Origin of the sequence: Starkeya sp. ORNL1 (assembly GCF_012971745.1) — a bacterium.
Taxonomy (GTDB): Bacteria; Pseudomonadota; Alphaproteobacteria; order Rhizobiales; family Xanthobacteraceae; genus Ancylobacter.
The window spans coordinates 3,844,007-3,869,898 of sequence record NZ_CP048834.1 but is presented as its reverse complement, the minus strand read 5'-3'; the positions used below and the strand labels follow the sequence as shown (position 1 = coordinate 3,869,898).

At 66.9% G+C, this 25,892-nt stretch carries 25 protein-coding genes; 15 read left to right on the top strand and 10 right to left on the bottom strand.

What is annotated here, in order from left to right; translation table 11 throughout:
• Positions 1-42 precede the first annotated feature (42 nt).
• From G3545_RS18370 to G3545_RS18345, 6 genes are all read right to left on the bottom strand, one after another.
• Complete coding sequence (locus G3545_RS18370) at positions 43-627, bottom strand: NADPH-dependent FMN reductase (protein ID WP_170014712.1); 585 nt, start codon at positions 625-627, stop codon at positions 43-45.
• Between the two features lie 10 nt (positions 628-637).
• Positions 638-1,249 carry an rRNA adenine N-6-methyltransferase family protein gene (locus G3545_RS18365; RefSeq protein WP_170014711.1) on the bottom strand — a complete coding sequence of 204 codons (612 nt, stop codon included), beginning with the start codon at positions 1,247-1,249 and terminating at the stop codon, positions 638-640.
• A gap of 188 nt (positions 1,250-1,437) precedes the next feature.
• Positions 1,438-2,580 carry a molecular chaperone DnaJ gene (dnaJ, locus tag G3545_RS18360; protein WP_170014710.1) on the bottom strand — a complete coding sequence of 381 codons (1,143 nt, stop codon included), beginning with the start codon at positions 2,578-2,580 and terminating at the stop codon, positions 1,438-1,440.
• A 169-nt stretch (positions 2,581-2,749) separates the two neighbouring features.
• The gene (gene dnaK / locus G3545_RS18355) at positions 2,750-4,840 is read right to left on the bottom strand and encodes a molecular chaperone DnaK (protein WP_281411680.1); all 2,091 of its coding nucleotides are present in this window, start codon (positions 4,838-4,840) and stop codon (positions 2,750-2,752) included.
• An 80-nt stretch (positions 4,841-4,920) separates the two neighbouring features.
• Positions 4,921-5,847: a sugar phosphate isomerase/epimerase family protein gene (locus G3545_RS18350; protein WP_170014708.1), complete on the bottom strand. Its 927-nt coding sequence runs from the start codon at positions 5,845-5,847 to the stop codon at positions 4,921-4,923.
• Positions 5,848-6,091: 244 nt separating this feature from the next.
• Positions 6,092-6,475, bottom strand: a complete 384-nt coding sequence (locus G3545_RS18345; protein WP_170014707.1) for a VOC family protein — start codon at positions 6,473-6,475, stop codon at positions 6,092-6,094.
• A gap of 200 nt (positions 6,476-6,675) precedes the next feature.
• Here G3545_RS18345 and G3545_RS29755 point away from each other — a divergent pair, with 200 nt between their 5' ends.
• Genes G3545_RS29755 through G3545_RS18335 form a run of 3 tightly spaced genes read left to right on the top strand, consistent with a single transcriptional unit; the run spans position 6,676 to position 9,343 of the window.
• Complete coding sequence (locus G3545_RS29755) at positions 6,676-7,365, top strand: glutathione S-transferase family protein (RefSeq protein ID WP_246702471.1); 690 nt, start codon at positions 6,676-6,678, stop codon at positions 7,363-7,365.
• A 20-nt stretch (positions 7,366-7,385) separates the two neighbouring features.
• Positions 7,386-8,492, top strand: a complete 1,107-nt coding sequence (queG, locus tag G3545_RS18340; protein ID WP_246702913.1) for a tRNA epoxyqueuosine(34) reductase QueG — start codon at positions 7,386-7,388, stop codon at positions 8,490-8,492.
• A complete protein-coding gene (locus G3545_RS18335; RefSeq protein WP_170014705.1) occupies positions 8,489-9,343 on the top strand; it encodes an NAD-dependent epimerase/dehydratase family protein in 855 nt (284 codons plus the stop codon). Before queG ends, G3545_RS18335 begins: the two co-directional genes overlap by 4 nt.
• Here the strand turns inward: G3545_RS18335 and G3545_RS18330 are convergent.
• Positions 9,340-10,221, bottom strand: a complete 882-nt coding sequence (locus G3545_RS18330) for a type 1 glutamine amidotransferase (protein ID WP_170014704.1) — start codon at positions 10,219-10,221, stop codon at positions 9,340-9,342. The genes G3545_RS18335 and G3545_RS18330 overlap by 4 nt on opposite strands.
• A gap of 68 nt (positions 10,222-10,289) precedes the next feature.
• Entirely contained in the window at positions 10,290-10,811 is a 522-nt protein-coding gene (locus G3545_RS18325; protein ID WP_246702470.1) for a TetR/AcrR family transcriptional regulator, read from the bottom strand.
• A gap of 723 nt (positions 10,812-11,534) precedes the next feature.
• Between G3545_RS18325 and G3545_RS18320 the strand changes: the two genes are divergently transcribed.
• Both G3545_RS18320 and G3545_RS18315 read left to right on the top strand, forming a co-directional pair.
• Positions 11,535-13,421, top strand: a complete 1,887-nt coding sequence (locus G3545_RS18320; RefSeq protein WP_170014703.1) for a KUP/HAK/KT family potassium transporter — start codon at positions 11,535-11,537, stop codon at positions 13,419-13,421.
• Positions 13,422-13,626: 205 nt separating this feature from the next.
• Positions 13,627-14,703, top strand: coding sequence for a lysylphosphatidylglycerol synthase domain-containing protein (locus G3545_RS18315; RefSeq protein WP_170014702.1), 1,077 nt, complete (start codon positions 13,627-13,629; stop codon positions 14,701-14,703).
• Positions 14,704-14,884: 181 nt separating this feature from the next.
• Here G3545_RS18315 and G3545_RS18310 read toward each other — a convergent pair whose 3' ends face one another.
• Together G3545_RS18310 and ppk2 are read right to left on the bottom strand one after the other, a co-directional pair.
• Positions 14,885-15,499: a hypothetical protein gene (locus G3545_RS18310; RefSeq protein ID WP_170014701.1), complete on the bottom strand. Its 615-nt coding sequence runs from the start codon at positions 15,497-15,499 to the stop codon at positions 14,885-14,887.
• 57 nt (positions 15,500-15,556) lie between these two features.
• Positions 15,557-16,531: a polyphosphate kinase 2 gene (ppk2, locus tag G3545_RS18305; RefSeq protein ID WP_170014700.1), complete on the bottom strand. Its 975-nt coding sequence runs from the start codon at positions 16,529-16,531 to the stop codon at positions 15,557-15,559.
• Positions 16,532-16,783: 252 nt separating this feature from the next.
• Here ppk2 and G3545_RS18300 point away from each other — a divergent pair, with 252 nt between their 5' ends.
• The 10 genes from G3545_RS18300 (at position 16,784) to G3545_RS18255 (ending at position 25,883) form a co-directional block, all read left to right on the top strand.
• Complete coding sequence (locus G3545_RS18300; protein WP_170014699.1) at positions 16,784-18,082, top strand: ATP-binding protein; 1,299 nt, start codon at positions 16,784-16,786, stop codon at positions 18,080-18,082.
• Between the two features lie 158 nt (positions 18,083-18,240).
• Complete coding sequence (pstS, locus tag G3545_RS18295; protein ID WP_170014698.1) at positions 18,241-19,287, top strand: phosphate ABC transporter substrate-binding protein PstS; 1,047 nt, start codon at positions 18,241-18,243, stop codon at positions 19,285-19,287.
• Positions 19,288-19,463: 176 nt separating this feature from the next.
• Positions 19,464-20,441: a phosphate ABC transporter permease subunit PstC gene (gene pstC, locus G3545_RS18290; protein ID WP_170014697.1), complete on the top strand. Its 978-nt coding sequence runs from the start codon at positions 19,464-19,466 to the stop codon at positions 20,439-20,441.
• Between the two features lie 5 nt (positions 20,442-20,446).
• The gene (pstA, locus tag G3545_RS18285) at positions 20,447-21,280 is read left to right on the top strand and encodes a phosphate ABC transporter permease PstA (RefSeq protein ID WP_170014696.1); all 834 of its coding nucleotides are present in this window, start codon (positions 20,447-20,449) and stop codon (positions 21,278-21,280) included.
• 7 nt (positions 21,281-21,287) lie between these two features.
• Positions 21,288-22,112 (top strand): phosphate ABC transporter ATP-binding protein PstB, encoded by an 825-nt coding sequence (pstB, locus tag G3545_RS18280; protein ID WP_170014695.1) that lies wholly within the window; start codon positions 21,288-21,290, stop codon positions 22,110-22,112.
• 27 nt (positions 22,113-22,139) lie between these two features.
• Positions 22,140-22,853, top strand: coding sequence for a phosphate signaling complex protein PhoU (gene phoU / locus G3545_RS18275; RefSeq protein WP_170014694.1), 714 nt, complete (start codon positions 22,140-22,142; stop codon positions 22,851-22,853).
• Positions 22,854-22,873: 20 nt separating this feature from the next.
• Positions 22,874-23,575, top strand: coding sequence for a phosphate regulon transcriptional regulator PhoB (phoB, locus tag G3545_RS18270; protein ID WP_170014693.1), 702 nt, complete (start codon positions 22,874-22,876; stop codon positions 23,573-23,575).
• 122 nt (positions 23,576-23,697) lie between these two features.
• Positions 23,698-24,651, top strand: a complete 954-nt coding sequence (locus G3545_RS18265; RefSeq protein WP_170014692.1) for a helix-turn-helix transcriptional regulator — start codon at positions 23,698-23,700, stop codon at positions 24,649-24,651.
• Positions 24,652-24,921: 270 nt separating this feature from the next.
• Positions 24,922-25,383: a hypothetical protein gene (locus tag G3545_RS18260; protein ID WP_170014691.1), complete on the top strand. Its 462-nt coding sequence runs from the start codon at positions 24,922-24,924 to the stop codon at positions 25,381-25,383.
• Positions 25,383-25,883 (top strand): hypothetical protein, encoded by a 501-nt coding sequence (locus tag G3545_RS18255; RefSeq protein WP_170014690.1) that lies wholly within the window; start codon positions 25,383-25,385, stop codon positions 25,881-25,883. The genes G3545_RS18260 and G3545_RS18255 overlap by 1 nt, the downstream gene beginning before the upstream one ends.
• Positions 25,884-25,892 lie beyond the last annotated feature (9 nt).

The following is a 25,892-nucleotide window of genomic DNA, read 5'->3' as shown; positions in this document are numbered from 1 at the left end:
GAGAATCCTCATGCGCGCACAATCCTCAGGCGCGCACAATCTTCATGCGCGCAACCCGGCGCGCAGCGCGGAGAGGTCGATAAGCTTCTTGAGCACGCCGCGCAACCGCGCGGTCTGCTTGTCGTCCTTGAAATTGCCGGCCTCGTCGAACGCCTGCGAAGCGTTGGCGACCATGGCCTGCTCGCCGAGGACGAGGCAATTGAGCCCCAGTGCGAGGCTCTGGCGCAGCATCTGCGAGGCACGATAGCCGCCGAGCGCGCCCGGCGAGGTGCAGCCGATGGCCCAGGCGGGGCCGCCAAAGGCATCGCCTTCGCCGCCGCGCACCCGGCTCGCCCAGTCGATGGCGTTCTTGAGCAGAGGCGGCACGCCGGCATTGTATTCCGGAGTGACGATGAACACGCCGTCCGCCGCCGCGAGCTGGTCGCGCAGGCGCCTGGCGTTCTCGGGCACGCCGTCGCGGGCCTCGAGATCCCCGTCATAGATCGGCAGCGGATAGTCGGCGAGCGAGAGATGCACCGGCTCGGCTTCGAGCAGCGCGATTTCCTTCGCCGCCAGGGCGGAGAGAGCGGCCGAATAGGAGCCTGTGCGAATCGAGCCGGCGAAGGTGACGATCTTCGGTGCGCGCATTGGTTTCCGTTCAGCCGTGGGATTTGGCGGAACGATAGACCCAAACCCGCGCCGGCGGGAGGTTCAACCACACGCGCGGGCTGACATGTGCGCTCATGCGCTCCGGCGACAGCGGCATCGGCGAGACCACCGCATAGGTGAACTGGATGAAGGGTGCGTTCGGCCGCGACAGGCTGAAGGCCTGGTCCAGCAGGTCGTGCCGCATCGCCACCGACTTGGTGAACAGCGGCAGGCTGGAGACCACGGCGATGGCCGGGCTTGAAAGCGAGCCGTTCAGCGTCTTCGCCATGTTGTAGGCATCGCCGCGGATCACGGTGGCGCCAGGGAAGCGCGCCTTGAGCATGTTGCAGAATTCGGGGTTGTACTCGATCAGCACCAGCCGCTCGGGAGCGACGCCGCGCGCCACCAGCGCCGCCGTCACCGGCCCGGTGCCCGGTCCGATCTCGATCACCGGCCCGTCATGCGCCGGATCGACATAGCCGGCCATGGTCCGTGCCAGTGCTCGGCCGCTGGGCGAGACAGCGCCGGTTCGCAACGGATCCTGGAGCCAGGAGCCGAGGAAGCGAACCTCGTCGGGAGCGGACTTCTTGGCGGAGCGGTTCTTGGCGAGAGCGTGCAGCATGCCGTTCGGATTCCTTCGGTCCGGCCGGGCGGACCTTCGCGATTAGACGGAAGCAGCGGGACGGGTCAAGCGCCGGGCGACGCGGCGCGCGAATCTGCGCCGATTTGCCTTAAGCGTTCGCAGTGACGGTTCGATAACAAGGAGCGGGCAAACATCGTCTCGTCGCTTCATGCAAGCCCTGCTCCGGGTCATTCCGCCTCGCCGGCGAAGAAGTCCTTCACCTTGGCGAAGAATCCGGCCGACTCGGGATGCGTGTTGGTCGAGCATTCCTTGTCGAATTCGGCGAGCAATTCGCGCTGACGTCGGGTGAGGTTCTGCGGCGTCTCCACCACCACCTGCACATACATGTCGCCGCTGTTGCGGGTGCGCAGCACCGGCATGCCCTTGCCGGCAAGGCGGAAGCGCTTGCCGGACTGGGTGCCTTCCGGAACTTTCACCTTGGTCTTGTCGCCATCGATGGTCGGCACCTCGAAAGTGCCGCCGAGCGCCGCGGTGACCATGGAGATCGGCACCCGGCAGAACAGGTCGGCGCCGTCGCGCTGGAAGAACTCATGCGGCGCGATCGAGAGGAAGATGTAGAGGTCGCCCGGCGGGCCGCCGCGGGCGCCGGCTTCGCCCTCATTGGCGAGGCGGATGCGGGTGCCGTCCTCGACGCCGGGCGGAATGGTGACCTGCAGCGTGCGCTCGCGCGTCGTGCGCCCGGCGCCGGCGCAGGCCGGACAGGGATCCTCGATCACCTGGCCGCGGCCCTGGCAGGTCGGGCAGGTGCGTTCCAGCGTGAAGAAGCCCTGCGCATGGCGAATGCGCCCGGAGCCCTGGCAGGTGCGGCAGGCGGTCGGCTGCGTGCCGACCTTGGCACCGGTGCCCGAGCAGGTCTCGCAGGTGACGGAGGTCGGCAGCTTGAGCGTCGCGTCCTTGCCCTCGAACGCGTCCTCCAGCGTGATTTCCATGTTGTAGCGCAGGTCCGCGCCGCGCTCTCGGCCACCGCCACCACGGCCGCCGCGCCCGCGGGCACCACCCATGCCGAACAGATCATCAAAGATGTCGGAGAAGGTGGAGGCGAAATCGGCGCCGAAGCCCGGTCCGCCGGCCGCGCCATTGCCATTTTCGAAGGCGGCATGGCCGTAGCGGTCATAGGCGGCGCGCTTCTGCCCGTCCTTCAGGATGTCATAGGCCTCGCTGAGCTCCTTGAACCGCAGCTCCGCCTGCGCATCGCCCGGATTCTTGTCCGGATGCCACTTCATGGCGAGCTTGCGGTAGGACGATTTCAGCTCGCCGTCGGTGACCGTGCGGGAGACTTCGAGGATTTCGTAATAGTCGCGCTTGGACATCGCGGGTGCGCGGCTCCAGGTTCAGTGGCAAGCGGGTGCCAAGGGCATCGACGGTAGCATTTCGTGTGCCATTCCGCGGCCGGGCCTACCGGCCATCCACAGCAACCCGCCGTCAAACGGGATGCCCGGGACCAGCCCGGGCATCGTTCTTCCTAGTAAGGCGAAGCGGTCACGCCGACTTCTTCTTGTCGTCGTCGACCTCGGTGAACTCGGCGTCCACCACGTCGTCCTTCGGCGCCGCGCCGCCTTCCTCGCCACCGGACTGCGCGGCGTACATCGCCTCGCCCAGCTTGAGGGAGGCCTGCATCAGCGTGTTGGTCTTGGCAGAGATGGCTTCCGCGTCATCGCCGTCGAGCACACTCTTGAGATCGGTCAGCGCCGTCTCGATCGCCGCCTTCTCGGTGGCGCCGACCTTGTCGCCATGCTCGCCCAGCGACTTCTCGGTCGAATGGACCAGAGCCTCGGCGTGGTTCTTGGCCTCCGCCAGCGCGCGACGCTTCTTGTCTTCCGCGGCGTGGGCCTCGGCGTCCTTCACCATCTTGTCGATGTCGGTGTCGGACAGGCCACCGGAGGCCTGGATGCGGATCTGCTGCTCCTTGCCGGTGCCCTTGTCCTTGGCGGTGACATTGACGATGCCGTTGGCGTCGATGTCGAAGGCGACCTCGACCTGCGGCACGCCACGCGGCGCCGGCGGGATGCCGACGAGGTCGAACTGGCCGAGGATCTTGTTGTCCGCTGCCATTTCGCGCTCGCCCTGGAACACCCGGATGGTGACCGCGGTCTGGCCGTCTTCCGCCGTCGAGAACACCTGGCTCTTCTTGGTCGGGATGGTGGTGTTGCGGTCGATCAGGCGGGTGAACACGCCGCCCAGCGTCTCGATGCCAAGCGAGAGCGGGGTTACGTCGAGCAGCAGCACGTCCTTGACGTCGCCCTGCAGCACACCGGCCTGGATCGCGGCGCCGATGGCGACCACTTCATCCGGGTTGACGCCCTTGTGGGGCTCCTTGCCGAAGAACTGCTTCACCACTTCCTGGACCTTGGGCATGCGGGTCATGCCGCCGACCAGCACCACTTCGTCGATCTGCCCGGCCGAGAGGCCGGCATCCTTGAGCGCCTTGCGGCAGGGCTCGACGGTGCGCTGGATCAGGTCGTCCACCAGCGCCTCGAACTTGGCGCGGGTGAGCTTCATGGTCAGATGCTTCGGCCCGGAGGCGTCGGCGGTGATGAAGGGCAGGTTGATTTCGGTCTGGGTCGCGCTCGACAGCTCGATCTTGGCCTTCTCGGACGCCTCCTTGAGGCGCTGGAGGGCCAGCTTGTCGTTGCGCAGGTCGATGCCCTGCTCCTTCTTGAACTCGTCGGCGAGGTAGTTGACGAGCCGCATGTCGAAGTCTTCGCCACCCAGGAAGGTGTCGCCATTGGTGGACTTCACCTCGAACACGCCGTCGCCGATCTCCAGGATCGAGACGTCGAAGGTGCCGCCGCCGAGATCATAGACCGCGATCACGCCGGCCGACTTCTTCTCGAGGCCGTAGGCGAGCGCAGCGGCGGTCGGCTCGTTGATGATGCGCAGCACTTCGAGGCCGGCGATCCGGCCGGCGTCCTTGGTGGCCTGGCGCTGGGCATCGTTGAAATAGGCCGGAACGGTGATGACCGCCTTGTCGACCTTGGCGCCGAGATAGGCCTCCGCGGTCTCCTTCATCTTCTGCAGCGTGAAGGCGGAGATCTGCGAGGGCGAATAGGGCTTGCCGTCCGCCTCGACCCAGGCGTCGCCGTTCGGCGCCTTCACGATCTTGTAGGGGACGAGCTTCTTGTCCTTCTCGACCATCGGGTCGTCATAGCGGCGGCCGATCAGGCGCTTCACCGCGAAGAAGGTACGCTCGGGATTGGTCACCGCCTGGCGCTTGGCCGGCTGGCCGACGAGACGCTCGCCATCTTCGGTGAAGGCGACGATGGAGGGCGTGGTACGCGCGCCTTCCGCGTTCTCGATCACTTTCGGGGTGGAACCTTCCATCACCGCAACACAGCTATTGGTCGTGCCGAGGTCGATGCCGATGACTTTGGACATATGTTTCTCCTTCCGGCAGGCCGGCCGGGCCTTAATTCTAAGCACCCGAGACGTACGGTGATGGCTCTTCGCCGCCCGTCCCCCGGACCGGCCCCCAAACAAACGGGGTACGACGCTATTCACGCCGTTCGCGCCGGATATAGGGGCAGCCCACAGACGCCGCAAGACATTAGCAGCCACGAAGTGCAGCAGCATTGTCACGGCGCAAACGTAATGGACATGCCGTCCCGAAGGCCGGCGCGGCGCCGGCTGGGCGGTCGCCGCGCGTCGGGACGTCAGGCCGGCTGGGCGGAGGCGAGGCTGAAGCGCGCGGCCAGCGCCCCGAGAACCGGGATCTGGGCGGCCAGCTCGCGCCAGTGGCGCGGGTTCAGCTCCATGATGGCGATGGTTTCCGGCGGGAAATGGCAGGCCTTCGCCAGGGCGTCCCAGTCGATCGAGCCCCAGCCGATCGGAAGGTGCAGGTCGCCCTCGCCGAACGCTACCGCTTCGGCCGGATCGAAGGTCCACATCTCGGTCGGGCGGCCGAACGAATCGTGCAGGTGCAGATGCACCGCGTGCGGCGCCAGCGCGGCGATCTCGGCCAGCGGATCGAGCCGGTTCTCGGCGCAGCGTATGTAAGCGTGGCTGAAATCGAGCGTCGCCTTCACCGCCTTGTGGTCGATGGCCTCGAGCTCGCCGGCCAGCTTGGACGGGGTGGCGGTCTCGCGCGTACCGCCGAAACGGAACACATTCTCGACGCACAGCGTCACGCCGAGGCCGGCGGCGATGTCGCCGGCGCGTTGGAGGGCGTCGCGCTGACGCGAATAGGCGACCTCGAAATCATCGTGCTGATCGCGCACCATGCCGGTGTGCATGACAAGGTGGCCGGCGCCGATCGCACCGCTGATCTCGATGGCGGCCTTGAGAACGGCTTCGTGCCGGCCGAGACGCTCGGGAATATCCATCAGGTTGATCGAGAGCGGGCCGTGCACCGTATAGTCGAGCGCACGTCCGGCAAGCGCTCGGCGGAGGTCGGCGACCCGGTCGTCCAGCAGCGTGCCGCCGACGATGAGATGCCACGCATAGACCGGCAGCTCCACCACATTGACGCCGAGAGCTTCGGCTTCGTCGAGGGCTGGCCCGAGATCGTCGAATTCAGGGCTGCCTTCGCGCAGCGAGTAGCCGGTGGCGCGGACTGCGGAGACCGGGGCGTGCATCAGCATGCGGGGCGTCCTTTCGTGTGGTGTGACCAAGCGCTCGCCGTTTGGAGGGGTTTCTCCAAACGACGGATAACGCTCTTGATTCAACAGGTTGGAGCGTATTTGGAACGCGAGAGCTTGCCGACCCTGCGCTGCCTGCTCCAGGCGCGACGACGAAATTGCGCCCGCAATATGCCACAAGTGTTAAGTCGCGCCGACCCGCCGGAGGTTGCATGCCCTTGCGGGCGTGCACCGTTCCGGCGTCGACCTATTTTTCCGGATCGACCGAGCTGATCCAGCCGTGCCCGGCGCCTTCCGCATCCATGACGATGGCGATGCGCCCGATGCCCGGCACGTCAAAGGCCGGACGAATGACGCGCCCGCCGGCGGCGGCGACGCCCTTCAGCCGCTCGTCAATATCGTCCACCTCGATATAAGGCAGCCAGTGGCTGGGGATGCCGTCGAAATCCGGGCTGCGCAGCGGGAAGATGCCGCCGACCATCTCGCCATCCATCTTGGCGATCCAATAGGTGCCGGTGGGCATCGGCATGGCATCGAAGCTCCAGCCCAGCGTCTCGCCATAGAAGCTTTTTGCCGCCTCGGCGTCCCAGCTATTGAGCTCGTTCCAAACGAAGGATCCGTGCTTCGGCATGGCGGGTCTCCCTGTCCCTACGGCACTTTAAGTGCCGCAGCCCATTATAGCGCGGCTATAGGTCAGCTTGGCGACGGTTGCCCCCTGTTCGTGCCGCGATGGCTTGCGATGTCCGGCGAACCGCACTAGACCGGACGAACTGACCGAGACTTTGCCAGACCGGACTTGCCGCCTGTGTGCGGCCCTCAACGTCCCGAGCGATGCAGCTTCACCATCATCTCTTCTGTCCGCATTCGCGTTTCGTGCGTCTCGCCTTTGGCGAGTACGGAATGGAACCCGCCCTCGTAGAGGAGCGGGTCTGGGAGCGCCGTCCGGACTTCCTCGCCCTCGACCCCGCCGGGGCGACGCCGGTCGTCGTCGAGGACCACGGCCTCGCCGTGCCGGGCGCGACCATCATCGCCGAATATCTCGACGAGACCCGGGGCCTCGCGCTCGGCGACCGCCGGCTGCTCCCCGAGGACCTGCGCGACCGCATCGAGGTGCGCCGGTTGGAGGCCTGGTTCAACGGCAAGTTCTTCGCTGAAGTGTCAGAACCGCTGGTGCGCGAGAAGGTCTATAAGCGCTATATGAACCGCGAGCAGGGCGGCGGCCCGCCGGACATGGCAGCCATCCGCGCGGCGCGCGCCAATATCCGCTATCATCTGCATTACATTGGCTGGCTTCTCAAGGCGCGGAACTGGATCGCCGGCGACCGGCTCTCTTATGCCGATCTCGCCGCCGCGGCCCATATCTCCTGCGCCGACTATCTGGGCGACGTGCCGTGGGACGAGGACGAGACGGCGAAGATCTGGTACGCGCGCATCAAGTCGCGCCCGTCCTTCCGTCCACTGCTGGCGGTGACCATGGCGGGCATGCCCCCGGCCGCGACCTACGCCGACCTCGACTTCTAGATTCTTCCGCCGCGAAAACCCTGCTCGCCGACCTCGCCCGCGAGGAGGGCTTTGACGCGTTCGGCGTCGCCGCCCCGCATTCCATCCCTGAAGCCGCGCCACGCCTCGCCCAATGGATCGGCGAGGGTGCCTATGGCGACATGGACTGGATGCCGCAGACCATGGAGCGCCGCTCCTCGCCCGCGTCGCTGTGGCCCGAAGTCGGCGCGGTCGCCATGCTCGGCCTGAACTACGGCCCGGACGAGGATCCGCGCGAGGTGCTGGCGCAGCGCGGACGCGGTGCGATTTCGGTCTATGCCCGCGGCGACGATTATCACGAGCTCATCAAGGGCAAGCTGAAGCGCATCGCCTCGCGCTTCGTTCCCAGGGCCGGCGGCGACATCAAGGTGTTCGTCGACACCGCGCCCTTGATGGAGAAGCCGTTGGCGCAGGCCGCCGGGCTCGGCTGGCAGGGCAAGCACACCAATCTGGTCGCGCGCGAGCGCGGCTCCTGGCTGCTGCTCGGCGCCATCGCCACCACGCTGCCGCTGCCGACCGATGCGCCGGAGATCGACCATTGCGGCTCCTGCCGCGCCTGCCTCGATGCCTGCCCGACCGCGGCGTTTCCCGCGCCCTACCAGCTCGACGCGCGGCGCTGCATCTCCTACCTCACCATCGAGCACAAGGGCCCGATCCCGCACCAGTTCCGCGAAGCCATGGGCAACCGCATCTATGGCTGCGACGATTGTCTCGCCGCCTGCCCGTGGAACAAGTTCGCTGCGCTCGGCCGGGAGGCCCGGCTCGCCGCCCGCGACGAGAACCGCGCGCCGCCACTTGCCGAACTGGCGCGGCTGGATGACGCCGCCTTCCGCGTCCGCTTCACCAAAAGCCCGATCAAGCGCACCGGACGTATCCGTTTCCTGCGCAACGTGCTGATCGCCATCGGCAATTCGGGCACCGCGGCGCTGGCCCCGGAGGTGCTGCGCCTTCTCGGCGACGAGCACGCGCTGATCCGCGGTGCTGCGGTGTGGGCGCTCTCCCGGCTGGTCGACTGGGAGGCCTTTGCCGAGCTGCGCGCCCTCCATCTTCCCGTTGAGACGGACGAGAGCGTGCGCGCCGAGTGGCGCACCGCCTCGGGCCACGCATGAGAAGCCTGCTTTGCCTCGGCCTCGGCTATTGTGCGTCGCGGTTCATCGAGCTGCATGGCGCGGGCTTTGACCGGCGCCTTGCGACCTCGCGGACCGGGGCGGCGAAGGGCGGCAATGTCGAGATGCTGCGCGTCGGCTCGCCCGAGCTTGAGGGAGCTGCACGCACCGCGGACGTCGTGCTGATCTCGGCCCCGCCCGGCGAGAGCGGCGATCCCTTCCTCGGCCCGCTCGGCGAGGCGATCGCGGTCGGCAGCGGGCCGCTCATCTATCTCTCCACCATCGGCGTTTATGGCAACAGCGACGGCGCCTGGATCGACGAGACCGCGCCGCTCCAGGCCACGGCTCCGCGGGGCCGCCGCCGTATCGAGGCCGAGGCCGGCTGGCAGGAACTCGGCAAGCAGGCCGGCCGGCCGGTAACGGTGCTGCGGCTCGGCGGCATCTATGGCCCCGGCCGCAACGCACTGGCCGACATCGCGGATGGCGACGCCCGCTGCATCGTCCGCGAAGGCCAGATGTTCAACCGCATCCATGTCGACGACATCGCCGGTGCGATCCTCGCCGCCGCCACACGCGGCCATGACGGCGCGGTGAACGTGGTCGACGACGAGCCCGCCGAGGCCTGCGCCCCGGTGCGCTTCGCGGCAATGCTGCTCGGCGCGGAACCGCCGCCGGCGGTGCCGTTCGACGAGGCCGCCCCGCTCATGTCGGCGATGGCGCGATCCTTCTGGGCCGATAATCGCCGCGTGCGCAACCTGCGGCTGAAGCACGAACTGGGGGTGGCGCTGCGCTACCCGAGCTATCGCGAGGGCCTGACGGCGCTGTTCGAGGCCGGCGAGGGGCGTTCCGCCTAGCCCCGTCCCCGCGCGCTCCGCGTCGGCAGCACCTGGCGTTGCAGCCAGTTGGAGATCTCCCGAACCCGTTCCGCCTTGATGCGGATGCTGTCGCCAATGCCGTGGCGCCACGACAGCCGCTGGTCGGCGGGGTTCGCCTCCAGCGCCTCGAGGTCGGCAACGAAACCGTCGCGCTCGGTGATATCGGCAAAGAAGCCTTCCTCGAACACCGCATCGCCGATGCGCCGGACGATCGCCGCCATTTCGCGGAACGGGTATTCGGGATGGTACTGCACGCCCCACGCGACCGTGTGCCCGCGCCGTATCTCCAGCGCCTGCACGCCGCTATGGCCGTTGGTGGCGAGGAGTTCGGCCCCGGCGGGCACGGTTTCCACCTCATCGAGATGGACGGTCATCGCCTCGAACACCGTCGGCTTGCCGGTATAGAGCGCATGCGTGCTGCCGGCCGGGGTGAGGCGGATGCGCCGGCCGAAGCCGAGCTCGCGCCCGCGCGGATTCTTCCGCACCGTGCCGCCCGCCGCCACGGTCAGCACCTGGAGGCCCCAGCAACTGCCGAACAGCGGTGTGCCGGAGGCAAAGCCGGCGCGGATCAGCTCGATCTGCCGCCCGATCTCCGGTCCGCCATTATAGATGTTGAGCGAGGAGCCGGTGATGGCGATGCCGTCATAGGTTTCGAGCCCGACGCCATCGGGCAGATTGGCGCCGACGTCGGCCGGATAGCAGATATCGACCGTGGCGCCCGGCAGCAATTCGCGCAGCAGGCGCGAATAGCCCTCGCTCGGCGCCTCGCCGCCGAAATTGGTATGGCGCGCTCGCGCCGCGGCGGTGTTGCCTTCGACGACGAGGAGACGTGGGGGAGAATTGTGCGTGCTCGGCATGGCGGATCGTGAAAGACCAATGGCTTTCTATGCCATGGGTTCCGCAAGCGGCAAAGCCGGGCAGACACCTAGGCTGGCGGCGCGAAGGCGCGCAGGAACTGAGCCACCGTATGCTCCACCACATGGTCGACGCACTGGCCGGGAGGCGCCGGCGCGCCGCCGAACAGCATGGGCATCACGATCGGCGCGTGGCAGCCGATCAGGAATTGCCATGCCGCCAGCTCGGGATCCTCGATGGCAAGTTCCCCGCTCTCGATCCTGGCTTCCAGCCAGCAGGAAAGCCGCTGCACCCCGACCTCGAGCCCGGCCGAGAGGAAAGCTTTCGAAATCTCCGGAAACTTCTCGCCGACCGCGATCACGATGCGCACCGTGGCGATGTGCTCGGGACGGATCATCGCCTCGATATAGCTGCGTCCCGCGGTGATCAGCGCCGCCTTGAGGTCGCCGTCGCCGGTGCCGAGCACCAGGGTGCGCTCGGCGGTCTGTGCACATTCCTCGTGCACCAGTGCCGCGAACAGATCCTGCTTGGAGCCGAAATAGACATAGAGCGTGCCCTTGGAGACACCGGCGGCGCGAGCAATGTCGCCCATGCTGGCGGCATCGAAGCCGCGGGCCAGAAATACCTCACGCGCTCCTGCCAGAACCTGCCGGCGCTTCTCCGGGTCGTGACCTCCGACCCCCGGCTCTTCTGACGCTATGTAATGGACAACTGTCATGAATCGGCACTGACTCGTCGTACAACGAAGGGATGTTAATTGGAGTGATGCGTGGCGACGGGAAAACTACTCGCCTAGTCTAAACTGGCGCAGTCGGGGGTGATTGCCAAATGCCAAAGCGGCGGGTCTCACCATTTTTTGACCGAACCGTTCGGTTCAGTCTTGAATGTGCACGTCGAAAATTCTATCTAGGAGCTACACCGTCTGGTCGGAATTCGGAAGGCCCCCGCAAGCCTCTGGATATTACCCGGTCGATGGTAGAGGGAGGGGAGTTACATCCGCCCCCCAACTCCCCTCCCTCGTTTCTCTACCGCCAACTTGCGGCCGGCACCCCTTGCGGGGGCCGGAGATATGGGCCTCTCGCATCATTCGAACCTGCGACGCAGCGCGTCACTTGGCGGATCGTCGATCGAAGGCTATTGATGCGGCCGCTCCTTGTCCGGCGTTTCCCGAGCACCGCATGCTCTTGAAGGCCCCCCGCTGTGTTTTACCGTCAACTCGCGGGCCCTCGGCCTGCGGGCGTGCGGATGATCGGTCCGTGGCTTGCATCGGCGGACGCGCCCGCCCCGCCGTTGCGCGGGCGGCATCGGAACCCTCATGACGGAACGCCTCTCCAGGGCTCGTGCCCGCAGCTTGCCCTTCGCCGCAGAGGTCGCCGCTCTTGGCGTCGTCTTCGGCGACATCGGTACCAGCCCGCTTTATGCGTTCCGCCAGGGCCTGCTCGCGGTCGGCGCCGAGACCTTCACCGCGGAAGACGTGCTCGGCCTGCTCTCGCTCATCACCTGGGCGGTGATTCTCTCGGTCACGCTGAAATACGTGACGCTCGTGCTGCGCGCCGACAATGACGGCGAAGGCGGCATCCTCGCGCTGGTGACGCTGCTCGATCTGCACCGCAGCGCGGCCGGCGGCCGACTCTGGCTGCTGATCGCCGGCCTGATCGGCGCCGCCATGCTGATCGGCGACGGCGTGCTCACCCCGGCGATCTCGGTGCTCTCCGCGATCGAGGGTCTCGAAGTGGTGGCCCCGGCGCTCGACCACTGGATCGTCGCCGTCACGGTGCTGGTGATTCTCGCCGTGTTCTTCTCCCAGCAGGCCGGCACCGAGAAGATCGGCGCGCTCTACGGGCCGATCATGCTGATCTGGTTCGTGGCGCTGGGCGGCATCGGGCTCTACGGCATCGTCCAGGCGCCGCAGGTGCTGCTGGCGGCCGATCCGCGCCATGGCATCCATCTGCTGATCGCCCATCCCTGGCTGTCCGGCGCCATACTCGGCGCCACCTTCCTCGCCATCACCGGCGGCGAGGCGCTCTATGCCGATCTCGGCCATTTCGGCCGCCCGACCATCGCCCGGGCGTGGCTGTGCGTCGCCATGCCGGCGCTGCTGCTGAACTATTACGGCCAGGGCGCCACCGTGCTGGTGAACCGCGATGCGGTGCGCAATCCGTTCTACGACCTGTCGCCTGACATCATCGACGTGCCGCTGCTGTTCCTCGCCGCGGCGGCGACCATCATCGCTTCGCAGGCCATCATCACCGGCGTGTTCTCGCTGGCCAAGCAGGCCATCGAGCTCGGCTATCTGCCGCCGATGCGGATACGCTACACCAGCGAACACAACGACCAGCACATCTATGTCGGCCGGCTGAACTGGATGCTGATGCTGGCCTGCATCGCCGTGGTGGTGTCGTTCGGCTCCTCCGATCGCCTCGCCTCGGCCTATGGCATCGCGGTCGCCATGGCGATGGTCGCCACCACCATATTGTTCGTCGCCTATGTCCGGCGCAGCTGGAACTGGCCGTTGCCGGCGCTGATCGGCCTTGCCGGCGGGCTGGCGGCGATCGACGTCTCCTTCGCGCTGTCCAACCTCACCAAGTTGCACGATGGCGGCTGGCTGCCGGTGATGATCGCCGGCATCGTGCTCACCGTCATGGTGAGCTGGCGCCGCGGGCTGGAAGCGCTCGTCATCCAGCAGCGCCGCTTCACCGAGCCACTGGACGAGTTCATCTCCCGCGGGCGGCCGGCGAACTGCGCGACCAGCCCGCGCACCGCGATCTTCCTGTCACGCGCCGGGGCGATGACCCCGGTGGCGCTGAGCCGCCTCGCCGGGCTGATGGATGTGCGGTTCTCCAAGGCGGTCATCGTCTCGGTGTGGATCGCCTCCCGCCCGCGCGTGCAGATGGACGACCGGGTGCGCGTCACCGTGCTCGATCCCTCCCATGTCCGCGTCGATGTCCGTTTCGGCTATATGCAGCAGATCGACGTGCCGGCGGTGCTCGGCCCCGCTCTGCATGCGCAAGGGGTGGATCCGGACGAGGCGATCTACCTGATCGGCCATGAGCGCATCGTGCCGCCGGAGGAGATCAAGTCGCTCCGCGACGTGCTCGCCCACCTCTTCGCCTTCCTCGCCCGCAACGCCGAGCGCTCGGTCGACCGCTTCGGCCTGCCACGCCCTCGCACCATCGAGATCGGCTATCCGGTGCGCTTGTGAGCTTCCCCTGCGGTTTTGCGTTGCGGCAGTCACGCCGCTGCCTTGATGTGCGCGGACAAGACCCCCGCCCACGCCCCATGAAGCGCGCTGCGGACCTCGTCACGCGATTGCGGCGGGTTCGCCGGTTTCGAAACGTCAACGGGTCTGGTACGGGTGCCAGCGATGTGGCCTTGTTGCAGGGCTCGTCGAAATCATGGACGCATCGATGAATGCTTTGAAGGCGGTTGGCCATTTCCTGCGCGAGCGTGTCGGCTGGCACGGCCTCGGCGTGCTGGCCAGCCTCGCCATCATCGCCTTCGCCGCCACCGTGCTCTACGAGATGCTGCGCAACATCCATCCCGGCGAGGTGCTCGATGCGCTGACCGGGACGGCGCCATGGCGCATCGCGCTCGCCGGGCTGTTCGTGGCCTGCGCCTACTTCACCCTCACCTTCTATGATTGGTTCGCGCTGCGCACCATCGGCAAGCCGCATGTGCCGTACCGCACCGCCGCGCTCGCCTCCTTCACCTCCTATGCCATCGGCCACAATATCGGCTTCTCCGCCTTCACCGGTGGGACGGTGCGCTACCGCATCTATTCGGCCTATGGCCTCGGCGCGATCGACGTCGCCAAGCTGTGCTTCGTCACCGGCCTGACTTTCTGGCTCGGCAACATCACCATCCTCGGCCTCGGCATCACCATCGAGCCTTCGGCGGCGAGCGCGGTCGACCAGTTGCCGGCGCTCGCCAACCGGCTGATCGGCGTGGCGCTGCTGGTGGCGCTCGCCGGCTATATCGTGTGGGTCGGCCTCAAGCCGCGCCGCATCGGCGTCGGCGAGGGCCATTGGACGGTGACGCTGCCCGGCTGGCGGCTGACGCTGCTGCAGATCCTGATCGGCATCGTCGATCTCACCTTCTGCGCGGCAGCGATGTACGTCCTGATGCCGCAAATGCCCTTCATCGATCCGATTGCGCTCGGCGTCGTCTTCATCTCGGCGACGCTGCTCGGCTTCGCCAGCCATGCGCCGGGCGGGCTCGGCGTATTCGACGCCGCGATGCTGGTGGCGCTGCCGCAGTTCGAGAAGGAACCGTTGCTCGGTGCGCTGCTGCTTCTGCGCCTGCTCTATTATGTGACGCCGTTCGCGCTGGCGCTGATCGCCCTCGGCGTGCGCGAACTGCTGCTCAGCCGGCGCCACGCTGTTCCCGTGCCGGAACCCGAAGTTTCTCCCGAGCCGCTCGCCGCGATGCCGGTGATCGAGCCGGAGGCGGAACAAGAGATCGAGCCGCACCGCGCCGCGAGCTGAGAGGTCGACCGATAAATCCAGAATCGCCCGTCATCCCCGGCCTCGTGCCGGGGATCTCGATTCCGGACAGGGCGTCAGAGCCGAGATGGCGGGGACGAACCCGGCCATGACGTGAAATGGACGGCTTCTCCTGCCACGGCCGAAACCGCAGGTTACACGCTCTGAGACCGGGATCGCGGAACTACCGTCCCAGTCCCGGGATCATGCCCTGCATGCTCCGCGGCACCTTGGTGATCTTGACGCCCTTGGGTACTTCGAACAGCGCCGGATCCTGCGGGCCCCGCGCCAGCTCGATCACCTCGAACACCACTTGCTCCTTGCCGTTCACCGTTGCCTTCGCCCGCATCACGATGCCGTCCGGCGTGATGCACGCCTCCACCGGGTCGGAGCCGACCTTCTCGCTGGTGCGCCACAATTCGCAGGCCTCGCCGGCCACGGTGTCGTTGCCGAAGCGCGCGCCGTCCGCCGGCAGGTCGGTGAAGGAGAAATCCTCCGGCAGCTCCATCTCGAGCGCCACCTTGTCCATGCCGGGCAGCGCGGTGAGCATCACCATGCGCTTCTTCTTCGGGTCGATCAGCCCGGTCATGGCGCCGGATGAGCCGGCGGCGCCGACCTCGACCCGCATCCGCCCATTGCCGTGCGCGACCTTCATCCGCGTTCCGGTGGCAGGCGTGCGTGCCGTCGCCGCATAGTCGACCGAAGGCCGCGGCAGCGGGTCGGCGCAGGCCGGAGCGAGCGCCGCCACCATGGCAGCAACCCCCAGCGCGATTGCCGGGGAGAGGTCGGAACGCAGCATGTCTTGCCCCCGCAAGTCTTATCCGCAGCGGCAAGTCCTGCTTGCACGCGCGGCCGTTCAGGCCGTCGGGCGTGTGAGGAGCTCCCGACCGTCGAGCACGATGGCGGGGTCCGGCACGCCAATCACCGTGTCGTCGCGCCCATCATACGGCAGATGCGAGAGAATGTGGCGTATCGTGCCGAGCCGGGCGCGCATTTTGTCGTTGGCGAGGATCGCAGTCCACGGCACCGGCTCGTGCGTCGCCGCGATCATCGCGTCGCGGGCGTTCGAGATCGCCTGCCAGCGCGCCGGCGCCGAGAAATCGACCGGCGAGAGCTTCCAGCGCTTCAGCGGATCCAGCTTGCGGGCGAACAGCCGCTTGAGCTGCATCTCGCGGCCGATATCGAGCCAGAGCTTGAACAGCCGGATGCCGTCATCGGCCAGCATCTTCTCGAATACCGGCACCTGTTCGAGGAAATCCGCGGTCTGCTGCGGCGTGCAGAAGCCCATGACCGGCTCGACTACGGCACGATTATACCAGGAGCGGTCGAAGATCACGATTTCGCCGCGGCTCGGCATGTGCGCGACATAGCGCTGGAAATACCATTGCCCGGCCTCGAGCTCGGTGGGCTTGGAGAGCGCGACGACGCGCACCGAACGTGGATTGAGGTGCTGCGTCAGCCGGTGGATGGTGCCGCCCTTGCCCGCGGCATCGCGGCCCTCGAATACGAGCGCCACCCGCTCGCCCTTGTCGCGCACCCAGCTCTGCAGCTTCAGGAGCTCGATCTGCAGCCCCAGCAGGTCCTTCTCGTAGGTCTTGCGCTTCGGCCGGTCGGCGTAAGGGTAGCCGCCGCTGCGATAGGCGCGCGCCTCGATCAGCGGATCGAGCGCCGGCGCATCGAAAGAGAAACTGGCGAGCGCGTTTGCCAATGCGGTGTCGGAGGTGGCGCCGTCGATTTTACCGCCGGGCTTGCCGCCGGTTTTACCGCCGATCTTGCCGCCCTTGCCGGATTTTTCCCCCGATTTGAACTTCTCCGGCTTCTTCTTCGTCATATGGAAGCCTCGCAACGTGGCCGATAAGGGAGGGTGAGGCCCTTTCCGTCCGGATGATTCGACCCGAACGACAGAAAGTGCTCTCGGTTCAAAACGCTGGAGCATGTCCTTTTCGCAAAGGCATTCAACTTTTGCGGAACATGCTCTAGCAGCCGCGCTGCTGCTTCGGAAGCCGGCTTCATAACGCCGGCGGGGCCGATATGGTCCGCGGCGTAGATTGCAGTTAAGGAAAGATGTCCCCGGGAAACGCCAATGGCCCTGCGCGATTCGAGCCCGCTTGCTGACGACACCATGATCGAGAGACTGGTGGCGGCGCGCTGGGTGCTCGCCGCCGGCCTGCTCGGCCTGTTCATCGTCGTCAGCTCCGGCGGGCTCAATGTCGTGCCGGCCATGCTGCTTGGCGCGCTGCTGGTAGCCGCCGCCGCGGTGCCGAACCGGCGCCGGCCGGTCGCCGCGGCGCTGGCCCGGTTCGGCGGCGAGATACGGGCCCCGGTAGCACCGGTTGCCGTCGAGGGGCGGCTGGTCTCGCTGGTGCGCGCATTGCCCGAGGCCGCCTTGCTGCTGGATACCGCCGGCACCGTGCTCGCCGCCAACCAGCTGGCGGCGCAGACGGTTTCCAGCGTGAAGATCGGCGATCCGGTGTCGTTCGCGGTGCGCGTGCCAGAAGTGCTGGAGGCGGTACGTGCGGCAGGTTCGGGCGGTGGGCCGCGCCAGGTCGAGTTCGCGGAGCGGGTGCCGCTCGACCGTGCGATCCAGGCCGACATCGTTCCGGTGCGTTTCGCCGGCCAGGAAGGCGGCCCGCCCGACGTGATCCTGCTCATCTTCCACGACATGACGCAGCAGCGCCGTGTCGAGCAGATGCGGGTCGATTTCATCGCCAATGCCAGCCACGAGTTGCGCACGCCGCTGGCCTCGCTCTCCGGCTTCATCGAGACCCTGCAGGGCCCGGCGCGCAACGACGCGCAGGCGCGCGAGCGCTTCCTCAAGATCATGGCGGCGCAGGCACGGCGCATGTCGCGCCTGATCGAGGACCTGCTCTCGCTGTCGCGTATCGAATTGAACGCGCATATGCGCCCGGAGGCCGAGATCGACCTCGTCGCCGTGGTCGGCCATGTCCGCGACACGCTCGCCCCGCTGGCCCGCGAGCGCGACGTCGAAGTCGGCTTCGAGACGCCGGGCCGGCCGATGATGGTGCGGGGCGATCGCGACGAATTGATCCGGGTATTTGAAAATCTCGTCGAAAACGCTTTGAAATATGGCGGGTCGGGTGGACGGATCGAAATCCGCCTTGCCTTCGAAGCTTCCGATGCGGTAGCGTCCGTGCGTGACTTCGGCCCGGGCATCGCCCCTGAGCATCTGCCCCGCCTTACCGAGCGTTTCTACCGGGTCGACACCGCGCATTCGCGTGAGCAGGGCGGCACCGGCCTCGGCCTCGCCATCGTCAAGCACATAGTGGCACGCCACCGCGGCCGAATGGGCATTGAAAGCGTTCCCGGGGAAGGCGCGACATTTACTGTCCGCCTGGCAGTAATCGCGTCCGGCACACGCTAATTATCTACTAAAATCAACAATCTGACGTGTCATCCGGATGTCATCCGGAAGTCATAGAACCTTGGCGCCGGGCCGTTAAGAGTCCGTTGTGAAGCTTTTTCCGTCGCCTCCGGCCACGCCCGGAACGCAACCGGACACACGAGCTAAGGAGAAGACCCTTGAAATTCGCCAATATTCTCGGCGCTGCCGCGATCGCGGTTGGCAGCCTCGTCTCGGGCGGCGCTTTCGCTGCCGACATCAATGGCGCTGGCGCGTCTTTCCCCGCGCCCGTCTACCAGGCCTGGGCCGCCGGTTATAAGGCGAAGTCGGGCACCGGCATGAACTATCAGTCGATCGGTTCCGGCGGTGGCCAGAACCAGATCGTCAACCGCACCGTCGATTTCGGCGCGTCGGACGCCCCGATGGCTGACGACAAGCTCGCCAGCAACAACCTGCTGCAGTTCCCGACCGTGATCGGTTCGGTCGTCGCGATCGTGAACCTCGAGGGCATCGAGAGCGGCCAGCTGAAGCTCTCCGGCCCGGTGCTTGCCGAAATCTACCAGGGCAAGATCACCAAGTGGAACGACCCCAAGATCGCCGAGCTGAACAAGGGCGTGAAGCTCCCTGAGCTCGCCATCGTCCCGGTCTACCGTTCGGACTCCTCGGGCACCTCCTTCGTGTTCACCTCCTACCTCGCTGCCGCCAGCGCGGACTGGAAGTCGAACGTCGGCGCCGCCACCTCCGTGCAGTGGCCGACCGGCGCGGGCGCCAAGGGCAATGAAGGCATTGCCGGCACCGTGAAGAACACCAAGGGCGCCATCGGCTTCGTCGAGTACGTCTACGCCGCCGCCAACAAGCTGACCACCACCGACCTGATCAACAAGGCCGGCAAGGCCGTGAAGCCGACCGAAGCCGCCTTCATGGCCGCCGCCTCGGCCGCTGACTGGAAGAACGCGAAGAACTTCGCCGCTTCCATGATCGACACCGCCGGCGAGACCGCCTGGCCGATCGTCTCCGCCACCTACATCCTGCTGCCGAAGAACCCGTCCAACGCCGCGCAGTCGGCCGAGGCCATCAAGTTCTTCGACTGGGCGTACGGCAAGGAAGGCGACGAGATCGCCGAGAAGCTGCACTACATCGCGCTGCCGGACTCCGTCGTCGAGGACGTCCGCAAGGCGTGGAAGGCCGAAGTGAAGGCCGACGGCAAGGCCGTCTGGACAAACTGATCAAGACTCGAAGGGCGGCTGGCGCTTCGGCGCGGCCGCCCTTTATTCCTGTCTGATAGGTGCCTGATCGCGTTGCGTGCGTACGAGCGTGCCTGTGAGTGCCTGAAGTTGTTGAGGGTGCCCTGCTCGCCGGGGTGTTGATCGCGGTTACCGGCTGAGGCCGAAGGAATTTTCAAATGGACGCCACTTTGGGCGGAAGTTCCGCCGACACGGCGCTGGTCACGAGCCACAAGCCGACCGGAAAGATCAGCGATCCGATCTTCGTCGGCCTGCTCTGGGCGAGCGGCATTGCCGTTCTGCTCATTCTCGGCCTCATCATCGCGATGCTGTTCGAGGGCGGCCTGCCCGCGCTCCGCGAGTTCGGCATTTCCTTCCTGTGGTCCACGTCGTGGAATCCGGTCACCGAGAAGTTCGGCGCCGGCGTCATGGTGTTCGGCACGCTGCTCAGCGCCATCATCGCCGTCATCGTCGCGCTGCCGCTGTCCTTCGGCATCGCCTTCTTCCTCACCGAGATCGCGCCCGGCCCGCTCCGCCGCCCGATCGGCGTCGCCATCCAGCTGCTCGCCGCCGTGCCCTCCATCATCTACGGCATGTGGGGCTTCTTCGTCGTGGTGCCGCTGATCGCCGCCTACGTCCAGCCGCCGCTGATCGAGTGGCTCGGCCCGATCCCGGTGCTCGGCGCGCTGTTCCAGGGCCCGCCGCTCGGCGCCGGCATGCTCACCGCCGGCCTGATCCTGGCGCTGATGATCCTGCCCTTCATCACCGCGATGTTCGTCGAGGTGCTGGAATCGGTGCCGCCCATGCTGAAGGAATCCGCCTTCGGCGTCGGCGCCACCACCTTCGAGGTCTATCGCAACGTCTCGGTGCCCTATGGCAACACCGCCATGGTCGGCGCGGTGATGCTCGGCCTCGGCCGCGCGCTGGGCGAGACCATGGCCGTCACCTTCGTCATCGGTAACGCCACCCGCATGTCGGCCTCGCTGTTCGCGCCGGGTGCCACCATCGCCTCGACCATCGCCAACGAGTTTCCTGAAGCGTCGATGGGCTCGCTGAAGCTGCAGTCGCTGCTCCAGCTCGGCTTCATCCTGTTCGTCATCTCGTTCATCGTGCTTGCGCTGTCGCGCATGCTGGTGCGCTCGAAGATCAAGGGCTGATCGTCATGGCATCGCTCGCTGCCCGCCGCGCCACCGACTTCACCGTGAAGGCCATCTCCACCGGCTTCGCCGTGCTGTCCCTCGTCATGCTCGCCTGGATCCTGTGGACCCTCTTGTCCCGCGGCCTCCCGGCGCTCGGCCCGCACGTCTTCACCCAGATCACCGCGCCTCCCGGCGCCGGCGGCGGCCTCCTGAATGCCATCGTCGGCTCGCTGATCCAGATCGTCATCGCGCTCTTGATCGGCACCCCGATCGGCCTGATGTGCGGCACCTTTCTTGCCGAGAACGGCAGGGGAACCCGGATCGCCGGCGTGGTGCGCTTCGTCAATGACGTGCTGCTCTCGGCGCCCTCGATCCTGATCGGCCTGTTCGTCTATCAGCTGCTGGTCGTGCCGTTCGGCGGCTTCTCCGGCTGGGCCGGCTCGATCGCACTGGCCATCCTGGTCATCCCGGTGGTGGTGCGCACCACCGAGGACATGCTGAACCTGGTGCCGATCGGCCTGCGCGAGGCAGCCTTCGCGCTCGGCGCGCCGCAATGGAAGGTCGTGACCATGGTGACCTGGCGCGCGGCGCGCGCCGGCATCACCACCGGCATCCTGCTCGCGCTCGCCCGCGCCGCCGGCGAGACCGCGCCGCTGCTCTTCACCTCGCTCGGCAATAACGGCTGGTCGATCGACCTGTCGCGGCCTATGGCCAGCCTGCCGATCGCCATCTATCAATACGCCGCCAGCCCGTTCGACGATTGGGTCGCCCTCGCCTGGGCCGGCGCGCTGATCATCACCGTTGGGGTGTTGACCCTCAACATCCTCTCCCGCCTTGTCCTGGCGAAGATGAAGTGAGCCGGCCATGAACTTTGCACCCGACACCTCCCTCGACATCGCCGCCGCCGTCAACCGCGCCAACGTCGTCGGCTCCGCCGCGACCAAGCTCAAGGTCGAGAAGCTGAATTTCTACTACGGCGACAACCACGCGCTGAAGAACATCAATTTCGAGATTCCCGAGAAGCGGGTTACCGCGATGATCGGGCCGTCGGGCTGCGGCAAGTCCACGCTGCTGCGCATCTTCAACCGCATGTATGCGCTCTATCCGGGCCAGCGCGCCGAAGGCAAGATCAGCTTCGACGGCGTCGACCTGCTCGGCAAGAACCTCGATTCCACCGTGGTGCGCTCGCGCATCGGCATGGTGTTCCAGAAGCCGACGCCGTTCCCGATGTCGATCTACGACAACATCGCCTTCGGCGTGAAGCTGCATGAGAGCCTCGGCAAGGCGGCGATGGACGAGCGCGTCGAATGGTGCTTGCGCAAGGCCGCCATCTGGGAGGAGACCAAGGACCGTCTCCACACTTCCGCCCTCGGCATGTCGGGCGGCCAGCAGCAGCGCCTGTGCATCGCCCGCACCATCGCGGTGAAGCCGGAAGTCATCCTGCTCGACGAGCCGACCTCGGCGCTCGACCCGATCTCGACCTCCAAGATCGAGGACCTGATCGACGAGCTGAAGCAGGACTTCACCATCGTCATCGTGACGCACAACATGCAGCAGGCCGCCCGCTGCGCCGACCTCACCTCCTTCTTCTATCTCGGCGAGCTGATCGAGGTCGGCCCGTCCAACGAGATCTTCACCAATCCGCGCGAGCAGCGCACCCGCGACTACATCACCGGCCGCTTCGGCTGATGCCGGGCGACGTGAGAGGCTTGACCCATGACTGAGCATATCGTCTCGTCCTTCGACGCGGACCTGAAGGATCTTGGCCGCAAGGTCGTGGAGATGGGCGGCCAGGCGGAGCGGCTGGTGGCCGATTCCGTGCAGGCGCTCGTCAAGCGCGACGCCGAGCTGGCGCAGAAGGTCATCGTGCTCGACGGTCCGGTGGACCTGCTGCAGCGCGAGATCGAGGAGAAGGCCATCCTCACCATCGCCCGCCGCCAGCCGCTCGCGCACGATCTGCGCGAGATCGTCGCCGCCATGCGCGTCGCCAACGACCTCGAGCGCATCGGCGACCTCGCCAAGAACACCGGCAAGCGCGTCCTCGCGCTGACCGGCGAGTTCCATCCGCAGAAGCTGGTGCGCGGCGTGGAGCATATGTCGGGCATGGTGCTGGAGCAGCTGAAAGAGGTGCTCGACGCCTATGCCAGCCGCGACGACGCCCGCGCGCTCCAGGTGTGGAAGCGCGACGGCGAGATCGACATTCTCTACACCTCGCTGTTCCGCGAACTCCTCACCTATATGATGGAAGACCCGCGCAACATCTCGCTGTGCACGCATCTGCTGTTCTGCGCCAAGAACATCGAGCGTATCGGCGACCACGCCACCAACATCGCCGAGACGGTGCATTATCTGGTGACTGGCCAGCTTCCCGCCGAGGAACGCCCGAAGCAGGACACCACCAGCATCACCAGCGTGGCGTTCCCTGCTTGATCTGAGCGGAAAGACGGGTCATGCCGACCAACATACTGATCGTGGAGGATGAGGAGCCCCTCACCCTCCTTCTTCGCTACAATCTGGAATCCGAGGGCTACGCGGTCGAAAGCGTCGGGCGTGGCGATGAGGCCGAGACCCGGCTGCGCGAAAGCGTACCGGATCTCGTCATCCTCGACTGGATGCTGCCGGGCCTGTCCGGCATCGAGCTCTGCCGGCGCCTGCGCGCCCGGCCGGAGACCGAGCGCATGCCGGTGCTGATGCTCACCGCCCGCGGCGAGGAGACCGAGCGGGTGCGCGGCCTCGCCACCGGCGCCGATGACTATGTGGTGAAGCCGTTCTCGGTGCCGGAGCTGATCGCCCGCGTGCGGGCGCTGCTGCGCCGCGCCAAGCCGGACCACATCGCCACCCTGCTGCGCGCCGGCGACATCGAGCTCGATCGCGAGACCAAGCGGGTCTACCGCGCGGGACGCGAGCTGCATCTTGGCCCGACCGAGTTCCGCCTGCTGGAGTTCCTGATGCAGTCGCCCGGCCGCGTCTTCACCCGCGAGCAATTGCTCGACGGCGTGTGGGGCCAGGACGTCTATATCGACGAGCGCACCGTGGACGTGCATGTCGGGCGCCTGCGCAAGGCTCTGAATCGCCCGCGCCAGCCCGACCCGATCCGCACCGTCCGCGGCTCCGGCTACTCATTCAACGAGATGTTCGCCCGCGCGCACTGAGCGGGCGTCACCCATCGCTGATGGCGATTGCGCGTCCCGGGCGGACGCTGCGTCACGTGTTCACCGCACATTCAGGCCGTCCACTCCACCCCTTCGCTGGGTCGATACCTAGCGGGGGACCGATGCAGCGCCTTTCCACCGACGACGTGCCGCGCCGGGACCGGCTCGCCTTCGTGCATGACTTTGTCGGCCGCCACGCCGCCGGCATGGAATTCAGTCCCCTGGACCCCGAGAATTTCCGCGTCGAGCTCGCGGCATTCCAGCTGCCCGGCAATGTGCTGGTCGCCGAGGCCAGCTATTCCCCGGTCGCCGGCACCCGCACCCGCGAAATGCTGAATGACGGGCGCGACGCCTATCAGCTGATGATCCACACCACGGAGCATGAGGCCTCGGTCGAGGGCCGCGCCGCGGTGAAGATCGCGCCCGGCGCCCTGATGATCATCGATCAGAGCGCGCACAATTCCTGCCGCCTCCCCGAGACCCGCCTGAAAGTGGTCAATCTCGACCGGACCCGGCTGAAGAAACTGGTGCCGCGCATCGATGAGCGGCCCTGCTACTTCCTCCCCGAGGCGACATCCGGCATGAACCTGTTTGCCGGCTATTCAGACCTGCTCCGCCGCACGCCGCCGCAAGGCGAGAGGGCCGGCCGCGTCGCGGCGGATCATCTTTATGATCTGGTGGCGCTGCTGCTCGACGCCGCCGTTCCAGGCGGCGGCGCCCGCAACATGCGCGGCGTCGGTGCGGCCCGGCTCGAACTGGTGAAGCGGCACATGCGCGCCCGGCTCGGTGATCCCGGCCTCGGCATCGAAGTGGTGGCGCGCCGCCAGGGCATCACCCCGCGCTACATCCAGCGCCTGTTCGAGGCGGAGGGCGCGAGCTTCTCCGAGTTCCTGCGCGACTGCCGGCTGGATTTCGCCTTCCGGCTGCTCGACGCGCCGGACGGCGGGCGCACCATTGCGGCGATTGCGTTCGAGGCGGGATTCAGCGACCTCTCCAGTTTCAACCGCGCCTTCCGCCGCCGCTACGCCATGACCCCCTCGCAGGTACGCGCCGAGGCGATGCACCGGCGTTTTTGAGAGGCGGGTTCAGAGTTCGCTTGAGCCGACTTGGCCCGCTCCATACGCCCTCATGCCCGGGCTTGACCCGGGTACCCAGACTTCGACGAGGTGCGTGCGGCTTCGCTGGATCCCCGGATCAAGTCCGGGGATGAGGGCTGTTCTCAGTTTTCCGCTCATCCCGACCCGCCTGTTCGCCCCCTGCATAGTTCGTTCGCCGGGCGCCGAGACGCTCAACGTTCTGCCGTCGTAGGCATCGCATCGTCGGACGGCGGGCCGCAGGCGCGCCGCGTGGCTGGGTCGGCACCAACCACCGCGGAGGCGGAAGAAAACGACATGAAGGCATGGATACTTCTCGCGCTCGGCCTCGCCACGGCCGCGTGCAACCAGACGCTCGGCACCGCCACAGCGCGCCAATCGAACCCGGAAAGCGCGGCGGCAGCGCCCACAGAAAGCGATGCTGCGTCAGTCAAAGGGTCGGCCACGGGCTCGAAAGCCTCCGCTCAGTCGGCAAAGCAGATCGTAGCAGTGCAATCCGCTGCCCAGCGCTGCGCCGACGCCGCGCAGGAGATGGCGAACAAGCAGACCCAGGCGGCGATGCTCGGGGGTGCGCTCTCCATGGTCGGAGGCTTTGGCGGCATGGCCGGGCAGGGCGGCGCCATCGCCGCGCAGGCGGCTTCGGTCGGCGGTTCGGTCATCCAGTCGCAGGCCGGCGCGCAGGCTCAGGCCGCCATGGCACAGGAGTGCCGCTGATGCGCCGCGCACTCCTGATGATGAAACTCTTGCCGCTGTTCGCCCTGCTGCTCGCCTCGCCGGCCTCCGCACTGACCGCGCAGGAGGCCGGCAAGGTGGTAGGGCTGATCGAGAAGCTGCAACCGAGCTTCGGCACGCTCGCCTATCACGACGAGGTTGCCGACGATTGGTATGAGCGCGACGAGGTCGGGCAGGGTCTCATTGCCCGCGAGGGCTTCAGCAAGGCGAGCTGGAGGACGGCGCTCGACGCCACCATGCGCGGCTATCTCGCCGGCATTCCGCAGAGCGAGATCGATGCGCTGTTCGCCGAGTTGCGCCAGAGATTGGCCAGGAGCCCGAAGATGACCGCCACGCAGAAGAGCGCGGTGGAGAGCTTCGTCGCGGAGGAATATGGCGAGCTGAAACAGCTGCGCACGGAGGGTGCGCCCTATGAGGCCGTGGTGCGGCCCTTCGCGGTTCGGCTGCGTCGCCTGCTGCCCGAGCGCCTCGCTGACGAGTAAGGCGCGAAG

What these genes read in the sequence shown, in the direction of transcription:
- G3545_RS18370 (WP_170014712.1), bottom strand. Translation starts at nt 627, where the DNA reads ATGCGCGCACCGAAGATCGTCACCTTCGCCGGCTCGATTCGCACAGGC.
- G3545_RS18365 (WP_170014711.1), bottom strand. Translation starts at nt 1,249, where the DNA reads ATGCTGCACGCTCTCGCCAAGAACCGCTCCGCCAAGAAGTCCGCTCCC.
- dnaJ (WP_170014710.1), bottom strand. Translation starts at nt 2,580, where the DNA reads ATGTCCAAGCGCGACTATTACGAAATCCTCGAAGTCTCCCGCACGGTC.
- dnaK (WP_281411680.1), bottom strand. Translation starts at nt 4,840, where the DNA reads ATGCTGCTGCACTTCGTGGCTGCTAATGTCTTGCGGCGTCTGTGGGCT.
- G3545_RS18350 (WP_170014708.1), bottom strand. Translation starts at nt 5,847, where the DNA reads ATGCTGATGCACGCCCCGGTCTCCGCAGTCCGCGCCACCGGCTACTCG.
- G3545_RS18345 (WP_170014707.1), bottom strand. Translation starts at nt 6,475, where the DNA reads ATGCCGAAGCACGGATCCTTCGTTTGGAACGAGCTCAATAGCTGGGAC.
- G3545_RS29755 (WP_246702471.1), top strand. Translation starts at nt 6,676, where the DNA reads ATGCAGCTTCACCATCATCTCTTCTGTCCGCATTCGCGTTTCGTGCGT.
- G3545_RS18335 (WP_170014705.1), top strand. Translation starts at nt 8,489, where the DNA reads ATGAGAAGCCTGCTTTGCCTCGGCCTCGGCTATTGTGCGTCGCGGTTC.
- G3545_RS18330 (WP_170014704.1), bottom strand. Translation starts at nt 10,221, where the DNA reads ATGCCGAGCACGCACAATTCTCCCCCACGTCTCCTCGTCGTCGAAGGC.
- G3545_RS18325 (WP_246702470.1), bottom strand. Translation starts at nt 10,811, where the DNA reads ATGGGCGACATTGCTCGCGCCGCCGGTGTCTCCAAGGGCACGCTCTAT.
- G3545_RS18320 (WP_170014703.1), top strand. Translation starts at nt 11,535, where the DNA reads ATGACGGAACGCCTCTCCAGGGCTCGTGCCCGCAGCTTGCCCTTCGCC.
- G3545_RS18315 (WP_170014702.1), top strand. Translation starts at nt 13,627, where the DNA reads ATGAATGCTTTGAAGGCGGTTGGCCATTTCCTGCGCGAGCGTGTCGGC.
- G3545_RS18310 (WP_170014701.1), bottom strand. Translation starts at nt 15,499, where the DNA reads ATGCTGCGTTCCGACCTCTCCCCGGCAATCGCGCTGGGGGTTGCTGCC.
- ppk2 (WP_170014700.1), bottom strand. Translation starts at nt 16,531, where the DNA reads ATGACGAAGAAGAAGCCGGAGAAGTTCAAATCGGGGGAAAAATCCGGC.
- G3545_RS18300 (WP_170014699.1), top strand. Translation starts at nt 16,784, where the DNA reads ATGGCCCTGCGCGATTCGAGCCCGCTTGCTGACGACACCATGATCGAG.
- pstC (WP_170014697.1), top strand. Translation starts at nt 19,464, where the DNA reads ATGGACGCCACTTTGGGCGGAAGTTCCGCCGACACGGCGCTGGTCACG.
- pstA (WP_170014696.1), top strand. Translation starts at nt 20,447, where the DNA reads ATGGCATCGCTCGCTGCCCGCCGCGCCACCGACTTCACCGTGAAGGCC.
- pstB (WP_170014695.1), top strand. Translation starts at nt 21,288, where the DNA reads ATGAACTTTGCACCCGACACCTCCCTCGACATCGCCGCCGCCGTCAAC.
- phoU (WP_170014694.1), top strand. Translation starts at nt 22,140, where the DNA reads ATGACTGAGCATATCGTCTCGTCCTTCGACGCGGACCTGAAGGATCTT.
- phoB (WP_170014693.1), top strand. Translation starts at nt 22,874, where the DNA reads ATGCCGACCAACATACTGATCGTGGAGGATGAGGAGCCCCTCACCCTC.
- G3545_RS18265 (WP_170014692.1), top strand. Translation starts at nt 23,698, where the DNA reads ATGCAGCGCCTTTCCACCGACGACGTGCCGCGCCGGGACCGGCTCGCC.
- G3545_RS18255 (WP_170014690.1), top strand. Translation starts at nt 25,383, where the DNA reads ATGCGCCGCGCACTCCTGATGATGAAACTCTTGCCGCTGTTCGCCCTG.